Genomic DNA, 16228 nt, shown 5'->3' with positions numbered 1-16228 from the left:
AAAGCTTAAGAAATAGATCATGGAAGGGAATAAATATGGAGAAGAAAATGAATACAAATTTGATAAATCGCTATCCCTTTATCGCCATCGTTTTGCTCACACTGGCTATTTTTTCCAGTGTTGACACAGCTTTTGGCGCGGAAACCGATGATCCCTTGCTGGCTAAGGTGATGATCGATGAATTTGAGAACTCACTCAGTACTGACAGCACCACCAGTTGGGGGGCACAGGGCTGGCTTGGCTATGATCTGAATAAACTCTGGATTAAGACAGAGGGAGAATATTCGGGGGGAGAGGTTGTTGATGCCGAAATTCAAGCCTTATATAGCCGGGCGATCGCACCTTATTGGGATCTGCAGATGGGACTGAGGCGAGACTTGAAACCGTCACCTTCCCGTGATTGGGCGGTATTGGGAATTCAGGGACTCGCGCCTTACTTTTTTGAAATAGATGCGGCGCTTTATGTGGGAAAAGAGGGGAGAACGGCGATGAGTTTCAGTAGTGAGTATGAACTACTGATCACCCAGAAACTCATCTTAACCCCAGAGATAGAGATGAATTTCTATGGACAGAATGATCCCGAAGTCGGGATCGGGTCAGGTTTGTCTGACTTTGGTGCTGGGCTGAGATTACGCTATGAAATCGTAAGGGAATTTGCGCCCTATATTGGCGTGAATTGGAGTAAGAAATTTGGCAATACGGCGGATTATGCGAGGGATGAGGGGGAGGAAGATAGTGAAACTCAATTCGTTGTCGGTTTAAGAGCTTGGTTTTAAGCCGAGTTTTACCGAGTAATAAAGAAAATAACTAATAATCAAATCATTAAAAATTAAAGCATGAATAAATGCATAAATAAAAAACAATCAAAGTTTTTAACAGAAATTGAAGGGGTCAAAATGAAATTTATTAAGACAATCGTTATCTCTGCCACCATGATATTTAGCTCTACCGCGTTGGCGCATTCCGGGCTGGTTAACTCGAGTCCAGCTAAGAATGAGATGGTACAAGACTCGCCCCAAGGGCTGGCGTTGACTTTCAGTAGTCCGGTGCGCCTGGTTAAATTGATCCTGAAAGATGGCGGGGGCAATAACATCAAATTTGGTTTCAAGCCCAAGATGCAAAGCTCAAATCAATTTTCTCTGGACTTGCCTCAATTGACCCCCTCAAGCTACTCGGTTAGCTGGATGATCATGGGAGAAGATGCCCATAAGATGAAAGGACAATTTAATTTTATGGTCCATAAAGCGATGGAAAAGGTGACTGCGCACGATCACGCCAGCCATTCTCATGACTGATGTATTAATGGTGCTGAGCCTGTTTGACATACTAGGCATCATAACCAAATGGCTCATCTATATTGGCGTGGGGACGAGTCTAGGCGGCTTTTTGATGATCTTAATGAATGCTAGGTCGATATCTAAGGAAGCGGGAATAGACGCAACGACAGGAACGGGTATTGGCGACGTTTCTGGCTACATGAGGAAGGGAGCGCTGATCGGAACCTTGGCCGTCACCATGAATTTCTTCATTCAGGTGGGTTCGTTTGCCGAGAGTGGTCTTTCAGGTATGTGGGATCCTCTGATGACCGAAATCTTATGGCAGAGTTCTGTAGGGGCATCAGTATCTTGGCGTATTACTGGTTTCGTTTTGGTTTTAGCCGCCACATTTATGCTAGTTAAGCGGACAGGATTCGCTTTAAATAGCGCATTGGTTCTGCTTCTTGTTGCTGCCCTGTGTTTGGCCTTCTCATTCACCTTGATAGGCCACAGTGCCGATATGGATGATTTAGGTAAATGGCTGGTGGCTGTCCATGTCGTTGCTATTGGTGTCTGGATTGGTTCACTCATCCCCTTGTGGAGTATGTGTGGCCGTTTAGAGGCGCAACCACTCAAGGGCATCATGGAGTTATTTGGCAAGCTAGCCATATTTATCGTTGCGGTAGTCGCTACCACAGGACTGATTTTGCTAAGCCTTCTGATTAACAGTCCAGTCGAGTTTATCGATACGGGTTATGGAAGAGCCATTTTGATTAAGATATTTATCATCTCGGTGATTCTGGCCATAGCCGCACTGCACAAGTTTCATTTGGTGCCTAAGCTTGATGATAAAGCACTGGAGTCAGGATCGTTAGCAGTGAAGGTGAACACTATTTCAGAATCTATCTCAGAACCTATCTCAAACTCAAAGCAAGGCTTGGCTAAGTCCATAGGGATGTTGAAGCGATCCATTGGCGTCGAGATCTTCATCGCTGGTCTGATTTTAACCACGACAGCAGTCCTGTCCAGTGTGTTGGGACCACAAAGCTTAGCGTAAACATGAAAATTGATTAAAGCAGGGCATATTGTCCCGCTTAGAAGATTAAATATAAAAGCAAATAAGGAAATGAAATGCCTAGATATCATAAAAAACAATGGCGATGCTTTTTAGGGCTATTTTTGGGGTTAGTACTGCTCTTAGGTGTCAATTATTCTGGCCTTGTATTAGCTCATGGTGATGAAGAACATCAAGCCGCGACTAAAGTGTTCATGGGTATGGATCAACCTGTGACCAAAGTGGTGAGTGAATTTCATCGTGCTATTCAGACCGGGAATGAAGCATCAGTTAAGAGGATATTGGCAAAAAATGTATTGATCTATGAAGGAGGTAATGTCGAACGTTCACTACTGGAATATGCCAGCCATCATATGCAGGCCGATATGGCTTATCTCAAGGGCTTAACTGTAATCATGATCGAGCAGCAGATACAAGTGTATGGCAACACGGCAATCTCTACGTCGGTGACAAAATCCTCTGGTCTGTATAAGGGAAAGTCGATTGATAGTCAGGGGATGGAAACCTTAGTACTGAATAAGGAAACTGGTGGAGAGTGGCAAATCGTTCACATCCATTGGTCGAACTAATCTCTTTGGCTCAATTTTTGTTTTAACCTACTCGTTTTAGTCTGCGAGGTAAGCCCTAGGATGGGCAGGAATATGTCGATAAAGAGTGTAGTGCTTCCATCGACGCAGATATATTCTCTATGATACTGGCTACTCCATATAGTCAATGATTGAGTGTATGGAGACAAACTCTGGCAAGACATATGCCTTTTTGTGCGCTAAATTTTTGCTTGGATTTATCGATGTTTAGCGTGGGTATATGTCCTGCGGACATGTGCAGTTTAAGTATGCGGGGCAGGATGCCCCGTTTTTCTCTGTCTACATAAGGATTTTTCTACGTTCAAGTTTAATTAACATGGTGTGCAGATCGTTTATTTACCGTTTCTTGCTATAACTTGATTAACTTAAGCGTTAACTGGCGGGATAATCGAATAAACAGCTTAGTGGTACTTTTTCTGCCACTGGGTGTCAATGTTCGGTATTTGAGGGCGATATAATACTGAGTCAATTGAGAGAAATCGCCAGCAATCACAGGCAGCTGACTTTCTACTGTGAGGCAAAAATCCATCGGCCCCTGATCAAAGCGCCTGGGCACGCCTTTCTTATCTAATAACTTACAGACTTTCAAATAAGCCGAAGAGATTTTGTCTTTACCTCTGCTGAAATGTAATAACCCGGCACTGTATGCGATGACTAATATGATAAGGGCTAGGCTCGAGAGCATAAAAAAGGCTATCTTTTCTCTGGTGATCTTCCCCAACAACTGGTGTAGCACTTGTTCTTGTTTACTCGAATCGAAGCCTAAAATCCAGACACTCCAATAAAAATCTATGCTGGAGAATGTTTGCCTCAGCTCGTTGAGAAAGGGGTAGTTTCTGAGTTTCAGTGCGCTGAAGGGACTGTCCATAAAATAGCTGTCACCTCCTTGAAAATAGGCATCGAAGCCTTCAAGAATTCGCTCTGGTGCGATCATAGAGGTAGGGTCGAGTCTTATCCAGCCTCTGCCTTCTAGCCAGACTTCTACCCAGGCATGGGCCATATATTGATAGATGCTGAGGTATTGTGCTTGTTTATTCCATTCACCACCTTGATAGCCTGTTACCATTCTTGCAGGGATCCCGCTAGCGCGAGCCATAAAGGTTAATGCACTGGCATAATGGACACAAAATCCTGCCTTATTCTCCAATAAGAAATCATCAATTTGCTGTGGGCCTACGGGTGGTGGTGTCAGCGTATAAAAATAAGGCTGACTGGTGAAGTAATTCATCATGGCATTGAGCCTATTTACCGGCTTTGGATAGCGGGCTTCAAACTCCTTGGCTAATGTATGGGTCCTGGGGTTATTTTGATCCGGAAGCTGTAAATTGATATTCCTGACGTGCTCTGTGAGTGTCATATCCATGGGCATAGAGGGGATCGATTTGACTCGGTATTGAAATTTTTGTGTCAGGCTCTTGGGAGAGTAGAGGCGGTAGTCCGGTAATTGGACGATGTCTGCTGTATCGCTGAATGCTACATCTAAGCCGAAGAGCCAGTGTTGGTTACTCCTCTCTGCAATAACGGAGTACTCCAAGGAAGGACCTTTTGGATCTGATCTGCTTCGCGGTGCTAAATGGTTAGACTCTAGCATTTTAATACTATCGTGTTGCCTCCAGGTTTGACCATCGTAATCTTCTAAGACCAAGGCCCGCCAATAGAGTTGATGATTCCTAGGAGGAGCACCATCAAACTTGACCCGAAATGCCAGAGCCGCTGAGCGGGTAAGCCTGCCTATTTCACCGAAACTCACTTCATCTGAGATCCCTGTTTGTTCCGTTTTCAGCTGTGGCATCATCCAAAGGGGCGGCAAACGAGGAAACACCAGGAAGAGCAGGGCGGCTAAGGGCAAACTTTGTATGATGAGACTAAAGCCTATTCTGGCGGTTTCATTGAGCTTCACATCTTCTCGGTAAAGACTCACCAAGACACAAGTGTTAATGGTAGCAATAAAGGTTAATAGGACAGAGAAGTAGATAGATTGCTGTCCGAGCAAGGTGATTGCAATTAAAATATAGCCAACAATGACGACAATTCTGACATCACGCCTGTCTCTCATTTCTATATATTTGAGTGAGTAACCTAATATCAGTAAGTTGATTAAACCGTTGAGTAAGCCGATTTTTGACGTAACCAGTGCTAAAGTCAATGCCGAGGCTAGGGCAAGTGTTGTGACGAGCAAACGAGGAGGCTTGGCGACTCTTCCCATAAATATACCGTATCGCCACACTAGGCAGATACCGCAGATGGCCATGCTCCATGGGGTTAATTTGTCATAGAGTGGCAAAAGTATCACGACATTAGTGATGAGTAACCAAAGTAGACTATGTCTGGAAATGATCTCCTGTTGCCGTGATCCCTTCATCCTATCTCCCTTCTAAATGGAAGAAGCGCTATGGTTTGTTGACACGCAAGGCGATGGCTCTCGCCATCCGATGGCGGAATTTTATAATGACCGATCACCAGTCCAAAAATCTGCCCACGTTCACTCAGTTTATCAATGGACCAAGTTAACTTACTGATCCTTTCTTCGATATCCACCGCGCTCAGATTATCTAAGGTGAGCCATAGGGGTTGTCCTTGAGGCTGCTGAAACTCCTTACTCAGCATGCCACGTCCTTGTGCCAGTTGCTTCCATGCGACCTGTCTTAATGACTCTCCGGGAATATGTTGCCTGAGGCCTTTAAATTCATCGACGCCTTGAACGTGTAGGCCTTTGTCTAAGGTGAGACTGATATCGTCAGTGTCTAAAGCAGATAAGGTTGAATGTGATTCTATGGGATTGGCAAAGACAATCACTTGGTTATCAAGATCGATATGTGACCAGGCTCTGCATAATCCCAACGGGTATCTTGACTCTATCTTCAATCGTCCAGGAATGATTCTGCCTCGGCTTGGATTATTAAATTGAAGCAGAGAGAGTTGGGCTTCTTCTTTAATCACTTTGACGACATTGACCTGGTTATTGGGGTAGGAAACTAATACTTCAAATTGAGCTTGTTTAGATGATAATTTTATGGGAAATACCAGAGTTTCTCCTGCGTAGGCTTGAGGAGAGGGTAATGAGCTTAGTGAGAGCCCAGCCAGATTCTTATAACTATAGATTATGCAGGTATTAAACAGACTTGCGAGTAAGAAACTGAGGCCGATGATCAAGTTGTTTTGGTAGTTAGTGCCGAGTATAAACAAGAGTAAGATCAGACTCGCCCACAATAGGCCGAAGCCTGTGGGCAAAATGAAAATACTTTTATGGGCTAATGTGATCTGTTTTGATGGCGGCAGCCTGCGTGCTAACCAAGCGTTCCACCAAAGAGAAGGTTTATTGGGGTTAATGGACTCAGTGGAATTAGCACGATTCATCATAATACTGGCTTACAGGATCGGGTTGACGTTGCTGAGAATTTTTTGAGATAGAGCGGCTCCTTGTTGCTGGCTACTGCTGCGGATCCTGTGCTCGGCCACTGATGAGAACACCGCTTGTACATCTTCGGGCACAAGGTAACTTCGTCCATTAATAAATGCCCAGGCCTTAGAAGCTTGAAGGAGTGCCTTGCTCGCCCGTGGTGACAGACCATAGCCTTCATTTTGTACGCGGGAGGCTTCGACGAGGGCGAGCACATAATTAAGCAGGGCGTCGGAAGCCGTTATTTTCTCAACCCCTTGCTGTAATTGAACCAGTTCTATTTGGGAAATACATTGGGGAAGAACGATAACTTGGGGTGATTGGTCGTGCCCTTTAAGCATTTCGAGTTCGGCTTCGGCGTTGGGATAACCAATGGACAGACGCATCATAAAACGATCTAGTTGTGATTCTGGCAGCGGAAATGTGCCTGATTGCTCACTGGGGTTTTGAGTGGCTATCACAAAAAATGGGCTAGGGAGTGGGTGAGTGATCCCATCGACTGTGATTTGATTTTCAGCCATTGCCTCTAGCAGTGCACTCTGGGTCTTTGGGCTGGCACGGTTGATTTCATCTGCCAGTACCATCTGTTTAAAAATAGGCCCTGGATGGAAAATAAATTGAGCTTGTTCCTTATCGAAAATAGAGACACCTAGGATATCGGCGGGTAACATATCGCTGGTAAATTGTATTCTTTGATAGGTGAGTCCTAGGCTCTGGGCGATGCCGTGGGACAAACTGGTTTTCCCCATGCCGGGAAGATCTTCGATCAGCAGGTGTCCTTTGGCGAGAATGCATGCAAGGGCCAATTTGATCTGTTCTGGCTTGCCTAAGAGAACACGCCCAAGCTGAGTGATAATCTCTGAAATTGTCTGTTTGGACATTGAATTCCCTTTACTAATATTAGGTTATTACTATGCGACAAATTAGTCTCTCGATCCAGTCTCTTGATTTCAACTCTAAGTCTAGGTCAAATCATCACCCTTGTATGAGCTGTAATGTCACTAATTTTCATGCAAAGTCTCAAAAAGATTCAGATTATGATTGAGGGAGAGTAAAGGGATGACAGCCGGCGCGGTGATAAATTGAGTCTTAAATAAAAAGCCTTGTACCAGATCTATGCCTAACTTTTTGGCAAGGTTAAATTGTTGAGTCGTTTCGACGCCCTCGAGAACCGTCTGTTTATTACAGTCTTTAGCAAATTGGATCAGTGCTTTCATTAGATATGTTTGCTCTATATTGCCGATTTGGTTAAGCCAGTCTATATCAAACTTGAGGGTATCGACTTGGCCTAACAGTGAAAGAGACAGCATGGAATGTGGTGCCCCAATGTCGTCGAGTGCCACTTTTATTTGTTTAGATTTTAAATGGGATACCAACACCCTCGAGAGTCTTGCATCATTGATGCAAGTATTCTCAATGATCTCTACGGTCAAATTAGGCCGAAGCGATAACTGGTTCAACATGTGTTGGCTTTTTTTGCCTATGGCATGGGGATCCAAGTTGATAAATAAAGGTAGAGATACTATTGAATGTTTAAGTTGAAACAACTTAGCTTGTATTTCAACTTCCTCCAACAGAGATGACTGATTATGAAGATGATCGAAGACGATATTGGGCGGTGTGTGATAGCCATCAAGATTGGAAAACCTAGACAGGGCTTCATAGCCAAAGACAGACGAGTCTGAGGTGTTGATCAGGGGTTGATATTCTGCGCCCAGGTAAAGATTATCCAGTGAGATCATGAAGTCGATTTTATCATTATATTTTAATGATAATTATTCATATCTTTAACTGAGTGTCTAAGCTTTTTACGCTAATAGAGCACGAGTGACTTATTTTTCGGCATTTTATGGCGGAGAGTATTTTTCTTTGGTCATTAGTTGGTTGATATAACCAGCTAATCGACACTAAGGAGAAGTTAGCAACGAAGAGCTGGTTTGGATTAATGAAATATCAGTATTTAAAATCCAGCTCGCTGGCCGAAAACAGTTCGGGTTTCTTGCCTTGTTTTATTTGATAGATGACGCGATAGCTAAGCACTGCTTGCACATACTCTCGAGTTTCGCTGAAGGGGATAGCTTCGATGAAGGCGACCACATCGAGCTCGCCATTCGTTTTCTTTAACCAACGCTTAACCCTATGGGGGCCAGCATTATAAGCTGCTGTGGCTAATACACGATTATTATTGAACTGCTTTAATAGGGAGGCATAGTAAGTACTGCCGAGGCGAATGTTAACCTCATTGACGTACAGGCTACGTCGGCCTTTATATTTTTCGCCAGATCTCTTGGCTGTTTCTTTTGCGGTTGCAGGCATAAGCTGCATCAAACCTCTGGCACCTACACCTGAGGTTGCGTAGGGGTAAAAAGCACTCTCTCGTCTGGCTATAGCCCTGAGCTCGTCGATATTGACCTTCTGTTTCTTACTGGCAGCCACAAAGGCTTGTTCGGCTGCGTAAGGGAATCGTAACGTCATGTCGTTCCACAGTTTGCCTTGTATGCTGGCTTGAACACCGAGATCATACCAATTATTTTCCAATGCGAATGTTGCATATTCTTTCTGCATCGCTTGGTTATGACGACCTAGCATAAGGACCCATTCTGATCTGGCATCAATGGTTTTATCAATGGCCAGTAGCTCAACCACTCGGGCTAAAGCTTTATCATCGAAGATTTTCTCTCTAATGGCTTTGTCACTGACGGTGTCAACGTGTTCGAGTTGAAACTCACTGGTCAGTTTGCTTGCCGCGGCAAAGCCATAAAAATTTCTGCGTAGGCTCAATTTTTCCAATTTGGTTAGGTTATCAGGCTTGTCATGTACCTCTGAGGCTGGTGACGGAAAATTTCCATTCGCAACTATGTCATCAACCCTGGTCTGCCAATATTGCCATCTGGACTTGGCTTTTTTCTGTTGACTTAACAGGGGTAAATATTTGATCAGCATTGGGGAATCAGCCTGTCTGATGGCCCACCTAAGTCGCAACTCCACTAGATCATCACTGTCTAGCAGTGGCAACATAGTATCGACGAACGATTTTAGCTGTTCTTCCTGTCTGATAATGGCACGTTTGACGAAGTATCGGCTGAGTTTTCTGCCTTGATAATCACTAAATCTGTCCAGCTTTTGGTAGGTCATATAGAGTTTTACAGCTTGCTTGAGATCTTTTCTTGCCAGTTTCTTTAATCCGGCGGCAACGATCTCGCTATTTATTTTAGCCTGCCCCATATATTTTTTTGTGTGTCTCAGGCTGCGGGGGTCTTTATATACAGACAGGAGTAGCTTAGCTTCGGTTTTATTGCTTGTGATGTTTCTTGATAGATAAGTGAGTAATCCATATTGACTAGTATTAAAGCTGAGCAACATGCGTGACCAGAGCATTTCTTGGGTGCGAAACCCTGCTTTTTGCCAAACTAGAAAAAGTGGATCACACTCTTCAGGTCTCGATTTTCCATAAAGCCAGAGAGATTGAGCGCCTTTTAAAGCGGTCTCTTTATCACCAGCAGCAAATTTAGCTCGATAGAAATAACATTGCAAAATGGTGTTATTGGGCCTGCTTGGACTGACGATTAGGAAGTCATCCCAACGGTGTTTGGATCCCGCCTTCATTAAATAGCGATATCTGGCCGTGTTAAATAAAGGGGTATCTTTAAATTGGTCAATCTCTAAGGTGGCTTTGCTCCCCTTATGAGTCAGAATACCGTCGATAGTGGAATGAAAGTCCAGATAGACAGTTAGCGGATAGTCATCGAGTTGTTTACGTAACTTATTGTAACGGCTGAATTGCTTGTTTTTGAGTGCTATTCGCGCATCTAAATAGGTTTGCTGCTCGGCAGTATAATTACTGGCATAAGCTGGATTAACCACCGAGCTCGCCATAAATGTCGATATCGATACCAGGCTCAGGCCAGTATAAAAAAACAAGGATTTTAAAATGCCATTAAACTGCTTATGCATTGCGTCTTCCTTCAATATCCATATTTATCAGGAGCTCATCGATTGACTGACTAATTCAATTTTGACTCAGATCCTGGGTAGTCTGATAATGCGCTATCCAATAGGCGTTGATCGATTTTTTTACTGGTATCCACGCCTAACTGCTGCATCTGATGGGCTTGCCTGACTAAGTTTCCTTTACCATTAGTGAGCTTGTTCATGGCGTTGGCATAGCTTTTTTCTGCGCCTTCTATGGCTCTACCGAGTTTCTCCATATCTTCGATATAACCGCACAGTTTATCGTATATCTTTCCTGCTTGTTTGGCGATACGTTGTGAATTTTGATTTTGATATTCGTAGCGCCAAATGTTGTTAATGGTCCTTAAAGCAACCAAAAGGTTGGTGGGGCTGACAAGCATGATGTTGAGCTCTAGGGCATAGTTCACTAGGCTAGGATCATGTTCCAGTGCGAGTAAAAATGCAGGCTCTAAGGGGATAAACATGAGAACGTAATCTAGGCTGGTTAGCCCATGAAGTTTTTGATAATCTTTTTGGCTCAGCCCTTTTATATGTCCCCGGATGGAGAGAACATGATCTTTAAGCGCCTGTGCTTTGATCGCTTCATCATCACTGTTGAAATAGCGCTCATAGGCAACCAATGACATCTTCGCATCGATGACGACATCTTTATTTTCAGGTAAATGAACAATGACATCGGGTTTAAAGCGCTTACCATCATCATTTTTTAGATCGGTTTGCGTGTCATACTCATGACCCTCTCGCAAACCACTCTCCTGTAATACACGGTCTAAAATCACCTCTCCCCAGTTTCCTTGCTGCTTATTATCCCCCTTGAGTGCACGGGTAAGGTTGACAGCATCCTGGCTCATCTGCTGATTGAGGGTCTTGAGTGATTCTAACTGATGCTTAAATGCACTGCGCTCTGACTGTTCAATGCTATAGGATTCCTGAACCTGTTTACGAAATCCTTCAAGCTGCTGTTTAAAAGGCGACAATACCGCATCTAAATGCTGGGAACTTTGATTCTGCAACTTCTCACTACGCTCTTCGAATATCTTGTTAGCGAGATTTTCAAACTGAATTTTTAACCGGATTTCAGCACTCTCTAGCACTGATACTTTATCTTCTAATGCTTGTTGTTGAGTATTAAATTTAACGGTTAAGGTTTGTTGCATGGCATTAGACTTTGACAGGGCCAGCTGAGTTTCCATTAACTTACGTTGAGACTCCTGCAGTTGACCTTCTAAATGAGGAAGACGACTTGATTCGGCCTGAGCTTGCCCTAAGGCACTGAGGTTGTGCTCGACTTTGGCGTATAACGTGTCTATCTGCGCTTCTTTATCTGATAATAAAGAATCCTTATGCCCAATTTCAATTTGAACTTCATCAATTTTATGCTGATATTGCTCGGTGAATTGCGCTTTCACATCTTGCCATTTTTGACGAGTCAGACGTTGATTCAATAAGGCGCCAATAAGAAGTGAGAGAAAAGCGACGGCGCTCAATACAATAATTTCGGGTAATGACAGAGGTAGAGTAGTCGGCATAGGAAAGGTGGCCATAAAAAATGAGGATAATAGACTCTCATGCAGGGTCACTATCTTCAAGTGACATCTTGCAGTTAGTCGTGTAAATGAATAAGTCTTAATCGTATGTTGTCAGTGTGTTGGTTTTTGGTGGGGGATGTAAAGGGACGCTTTGAAGATGATTCTATGGTGTAAATTTATCCACTTAGCAAATCACTGTTGAAGTTAACTGAAATTTGAGGAAATTTTTTGTTACTTTTTCCTGTCTAATACTTGTGTGTGATTTTTAATGCTTTGAACTCAGAAGAGGCTGTATATGAAGTTTACCAAAGGTATAAGACAAAAAGCCCCGTGGGAGCTTAAAGATTCGGATGTGACACCTGAAGAGGTGTTCAATGACCGTCGCCGTATCATCAAGGCTATGGGGCTCGGTGCTTTAGGGGCGAGTATTCCTGGATCTGTTCAGGCTGGGATCTTTGATCTGTTTGGTGACAAGAAAACTCAATCTCAATTTATTACCTCACCATTAACCTATACCTCTAATTTGAATTTCACTGGTAATGGGGCGACAACGCCTTTCGATAAAATCACCACTCATAATAATTTCTATGAATTTGGCACCAGTAAACAAGACCCTTCTAATAATGCTCAAGGGTTTAGTGTCGATCCATGGACGCTGGTTATCGAAGGAGAAGTCGAGCGCCCACTAACGTTAGATTTAGACGATTTAAATCAGCTAATAGCCTTGGAAGAGCGAACCTACCGTCTTCGTTGTGTCGAGGCTTGGTCTATGGTTGTGCCCTGGGTGGGATTTCCGCTTGCTAGTTTATTGAAAAAGGCCGGTGTGAAGAGTCATGCTACCCATGTGGCTTTCGAGACCTTATTTGATCCAGAGCAGATGCCCGGTCAGAAGAGTCGTTTAATGGGAGGTGGGATCCATTATCCCTATGTGGAAGGCCTCACCATTAATGAAGCAATGAACGATCTCTCCTTCTTGGCCGTTGGCTTATATGGCAAAACCTTACCGCCTCAAAACGGTGCGCCTATCCGTCTAGTTGTGCCTTGGAAGTATGGTTTTAAGAGTATTAAGTCTATCGTCAGGATCCGAGTCATGGATAAACAGCCACCAACTAGCTGGAATCAGCTTGCATCCCATGAATATGGCTTTTATGCCAATGTGAACCCCAATGTCGACCATCCTCGTTGGTCTCAGGCAACCGAGAGACGTATAGGCGAGGGAGGTCTGTTTTCAGCCAAGCGGATTAACACTCAGATGTTCAATGGTTATGGGGAGCAAGTTGCAAATCTCTATCAGGGATTAGATTTGAAAAGTAATTTTTAATTAGCATCAAGCACCTGTGCTAGAAAGTAACGCCTGTTTGGTGGATTGATAGGCTTGGAGGAAAAATGCGGTTAACTTCAAAACATCTTTTTTGGTTGAAAGTCATCATACACCTAGTTGCCCTATGGCCAATCGGTTCTTTGGTTATCTCTGTGATGGCTGGTGATGCCGGGGGGGACCCTGTGCAGTACATTATTCATTATACTGGCATCGGTGCTCTCAATACCTTAGTGATCCTTCTGATGATCTCCCCCTTGGCACGTCGCTTAAAGCAAGGGGTATTGATACAGACTCGCCGCCTGATTGGCCTTTATGTGTTTGCTTATGCCAGCTTGCATATTTTGGCCTTTATTAGTTTAGATCTCTTGTTCGAATGGTCACTCCTGTTTCAAGAAATCCTTAAGCGTCCTTACATATTAGTTGGGGCTGTGGCTTATCTCATTCTCATCGCCTTGTCGATTACCTCATTTAAAGTCATTAGAAAGAAAATGGGCAGACGTTGGCAGCAATTACATAATTGGGTTTATCTTGTGGCTATGTTAGTGCCGATCCACTTTTATTGGTCGGTGAAGTCCGAAGTCATTGAACCAAGTATCTATATTTTAATCGTCGTTGGTTTATTGAGTTTACGACTTTCCGTAGGCAAGAAGATATCCCAGACAATTTCTCGTTTAAGACTAAAGTTGAGCAGTCAGTAAAGTCGATATGATGTAGCTTTATTGAAACTGCACTGTTGATACATATATATGCCTATTTAAAGCTGGGAAGGCTAGGACGGAAGGTGCGGATTATGAGCTTATAATAAATCCACAGGATCTTTGACAAACAGTGAAATATCTCCAAAAGTTATTATAGGTAAATCAGCTTTCCACACATTGCTTAAGGATTGTTAATGGACACGACTATTAGCCTGTTTAGAAAGATAAAAATCTCGAGTCGCCTGTTTATCATGTTGGGTCTATCCATCCTGGCTACCATATTCATGTTCATGTTTGCGCTTATGAGTATCGATAATATGTTGGTTGGCGAGAAAGAGGCCAAGATATCTTCTCTGGCCGATGTGGGGGAGAAAGTCATTAGCGACTATTATCAGAGATCTAAACAGGGGCTGATGACTGAAGATGAGGCCAAGGCTGGTGCTATTATGGCGCTGGACACGTTACGCTATGCTGGGAAAGAATATTTTTTCACCATCACAACAAAAGGTGTAATGGTTCAACATGCTTTTGCTAAAAAATTAGTAGGCACCAATGTGTTAGGAATGAAAGATCCTAACGGCGTGCGTTTGTTCGAGGAGATGGTGAGAGGGACAGAGGGACAGGATTCCGCGAAAGTTGAGTATATGTGGAACCGTCCAAATGCCACGGCTCCGAGTCCTAAGATGAGCGTAGTGAAGCGGTTCAGACCTTGGGGCTGGATTGTTGGCACAGGTATGTATGTCGATGATATCGATGCGCAGAAATTAGACTTTGCCTGGATGTATCTATTGGTAGTTGCGCTGGTCTGGTTTCCGGTGATCGCTATTCTATTTATCATCATTCATAGTATATCTAGGCCGATGAGCGAGACTATTCTAGCGCTAGAGAATATTGCAAAGGGGGAAGGAGATCTCACTCTTAGGCTTAAAGAGGCGGGAAATGATGAGCTCAATGAGGTTGCAGGTAACTTTAATGTCTTTGTGGTTAAAATTCAGACACTCGTACAATCAGTAATGGACTCTGTGACCCATAGCCGTGATCTAGCGGTTGGTCTGGCCAGCATCTCAACTGAAGCAAACGAGATCACTGGCAATATGCAAAGCGAAACGGAAAGTGTAGCCACTGCAATTAATGAGATGTCTATGGCAGCTTCAGAAGTCGCCTCTAATGCACAATTAGCGGCTGATAGTGCAGGAAGTGCCGATGCAGAAGCTGATAGAACGACAAAGGTTGTTGATAATGCAGTTGTTAAAATAAAGGAGCTATCCGAAGAGCTGGAAAATACCTCGGAAGTTGCTCAGGGGCTACAGGTGAGTTCAGGAAAAATTGGACAAATTTTAGATGTCATAGTGGGAATTGCCGAACAAACCAATTTATTGGCTCTCAACGCTGCTATCGAAGCAGCACGGGCGGGGGAAGCGGGTAGGGGGTTCGCCGTAGTTGCGGATGAAGTGAGAACCCTAGCGAGTCGCACTCAGGAGTCAACCCAAGAGATTAATGGCATCATAGATGCGATTAGGGGCTCGATAGAGAGTGTCAATGATTCGGTTGGGCGAGCGAAAACCCGTTCGAGCCAGACTGTAGAAGAAACCTCACAAGTCGTTACGGCGTTAGATACCATTAAATCTTCAATTAGACAGATTTCTGATATGAATATTCAAATTGCGGCTGCAACGGAAGAGCAGAGTTCGGTTATTGCAGAGTTAAATATGAATGTGACTCGAATCAATGATATTTCAGTGGAGAATCAACAGAAGAGTGTACAAATTGGTGAGACGAGTGAGCAGATCCAACAGGGCTCGACTGAGTTAGATGGGCTTGTCTCTAGTTTTAAAGTGTAATTGCAACTTTCATATCAAGGCTAAGATTAGTCTTGATTGTAAGAGTATTAAAAACCAGACAAATCAATTTGTCTGGTTTTTTAAATTAACCATGACCTGTACTACTTCATCATAGGGGATGTTGAATTGTCTTGAGAGGTTTATGACTTTAGTTTTATATGTTTGAATATTTTCTCGTTGCTTAATTTGGTGCTTCTTCTTTTCAACTAAGTCTTCTACTGTTTCTTGTAATATGAGTAAACGACGTAAACTATAATCAAGCGAATCAACATATTTAGTCATCTGTTGTTTATTTCTGGCTTGAGATAAATCACTCGAGTGTTTTTTATCGAAGCCGTATTCATCTAAAGCCGCAATTGCATCTTTTAAGTCATTGTTATCAAGCATTAAATTTACTTATTCTCGCATAAGGGAGGAAGGACAGTATTAAAACGTGTCTATAATTAGCCAATTATAGACTTTTTATTGTGGCTCTCAAAGGTATTTGATCATATAAAAAAAAGTAGGTAAATGTTTCAGGATAATCTTGTTGCAGTAATAGTGAACGAG

General features: G+C 43.3%; 14 protein-coding genes. 7 read left to right on the top strand and 7 right to left on the bottom strand.

Annotated features, from left to right (window positions below):
- Positions 1-47 precede the first annotated feature (47 nt).
- The 4 genes from sps_RS06035 (at position 48) to sps_RS06020 (ending at position 2900) form a co-directional block, all read left to right on the top strand.
- On the top strand, positions 48-776 hold the full coding sequence (locus sps_RS06035) for a copper resistance protein B (protein ID WP_237158003.1): 729 nt from the start codon (positions 48-50) through the stop codon (positions 774-776).
- A gap of 120 nt (positions 777-896) precedes the next feature.
- Positions 897-1295, top strand: a complete 399-nt coding sequence (locus sps_RS06030) for a copper resistance CopC family protein (RefSeq protein ID WP_077751717.1) — start codon at positions 897-899, stop codon at positions 1293-1295.
- Positions 1288-2313, top strand: coding sequence for a copper resistance D family protein (locus tag sps_RS06025; protein WP_077751716.1), 1026 nt, complete (start codon positions 1288-1290; stop codon positions 2311-2313). The genes sps_RS06030 and sps_RS06025 overlap by 8 nt, the downstream gene beginning before the upstream one ends.
- Before the next feature lie 74 nt (positions 2314-2387).
- The gene (locus sps_RS06020; RefSeq protein WP_077751715.1) at positions 2388-2900 is read left to right on the top strand and encodes a YybH family protein; all 513 of its coding nucleotides are present in this window, start codon (positions 2388-2390) and stop codon (positions 2898-2900) included.
- Positions 2901-3267: 367 nt separating this feature from the next.
- On the opposite strand, the gene sps_RS06015 is transcribed toward sps_RS06020, so the two are convergent.
- The 6 genes from sps_RS06015 to rmuC all read right to left on the bottom strand — a co-directional run bounded on the left by sps_RS06015 (position 3268) and on the right by rmuC (position 11819).
- The gene (locus sps_RS06015) at positions 3268-5280 is read right to left on the bottom strand and encodes a transglutaminase TgpA family protein (protein WP_077751714.1); all 2013 of its coding nucleotides are present in this window, start codon (positions 5278-5280) and stop codon (positions 3268-3270) included.
- Complete coding sequence (locus sps_RS06010; RefSeq protein ID WP_077751713.1) at positions 5277-6278, bottom strand: DUF58 domain-containing protein; 1002 nt, start codon at positions 6276-6278, stop codon at positions 5277-5279. Before sps_RS06010 ends, sps_RS06015 begins: the two co-directional genes overlap by 4 nt.
- Positions 6279-6287: 9 nt before the next feature.
- A complete protein-coding gene (locus sps_RS06005) occupies positions 6288-7199 on the bottom strand; it encodes an AAA family ATPase (RefSeq protein ID WP_077751712.1) in 912 nt (303 codons plus the stop codon).
- Between the two features lie 120 nt (positions 7200-7319).
- On the bottom strand, positions 7320-8060 hold the full coding sequence (locus tag sps_RS06000; RefSeq protein WP_077751711.1) for an EAL domain-containing protein: 741 nt from the start codon (positions 8058-8060) through the stop codon (positions 7320-7322).
- Between the two features lie 211 nt (positions 8061-8271).
- Complete coding sequence (locus tag sps_RS05995) at positions 8272-10272, bottom strand: transglycosylase SLT domain-containing protein (RefSeq protein WP_077751710.1); 2001 nt, start codon at positions 10270-10272, stop codon at positions 8272-8274.
- Between the two features lie 50 nt (positions 10273-10322).
- Entirely contained in the window at positions 10323-11819 is a 1497-nt protein-coding gene (rmuC, locus tag sps_RS05990) for a DNA recombination protein RmuC (protein ID WP_077755563.1), read from the bottom strand.
- A 295-nt stretch (positions 11820-12114) separates the two neighbouring features.
- On the opposite strand from rmuC, the gene msrP reads away from it, so the two are divergent.
- From msrP to sps_RS05975, 3 genes are all read left to right on the top strand, one after another.
- Positions 12115-13140 (top strand): protein-methionine-sulfoxide reductase catalytic subunit MsrP, encoded by a 1026-nt coding sequence (gene msrP, locus sps_RS05985; RefSeq protein WP_077751709.1) that lies wholly within the window; start codon positions 12115-12117, stop codon positions 13138-13140.
- Between the two features lie 65 nt (positions 13141-13205).
- Positions 13206-13838, top strand: a complete 633-nt coding sequence (gene msrQ / locus sps_RS05980) for a protein-methionine-sulfoxide reductase heme-binding subunit MsrQ (protein WP_077751708.1) — start codon at positions 13206-13208, stop codon at positions 13836-13838.
- Positions 13839-14032: 194 nt separating this feature from the next.
- Entirely contained in the window at positions 14033-15679 is a 1647-nt protein-coding gene (locus sps_RS05975; RefSeq protein ID WP_077751707.1) for a methyl-accepting chemotaxis protein, read from the top strand.
- A 63-nt stretch (positions 15680-15742) separates the two neighbouring features.
- On the opposite strand, the gene sps_RS05970 is transcribed toward sps_RS05975, so the two are convergent.
- Entirely contained in the window at positions 15743-16066 is a 324-nt protein-coding gene (locus sps_RS05970; RefSeq protein ID WP_077751706.1) for a hypothetical protein, read from the bottom strand.
- Between the last annotated feature and the right edge of the window lie 162 nt (positions 16067-16228).

It is taken from the genome of Shewanella psychrophila, from assembly GCF_002005305.1.
Classification (GTDB): domain Bacteria; phylum Pseudomonadota; class Gammaproteobacteria; order Enterobacterales; family Shewanellaceae; genus Shewanella; species Shewanella psychrophila.
This window is presented reverse-complemented; position numbering and strand designations above follow the sequence as displayed.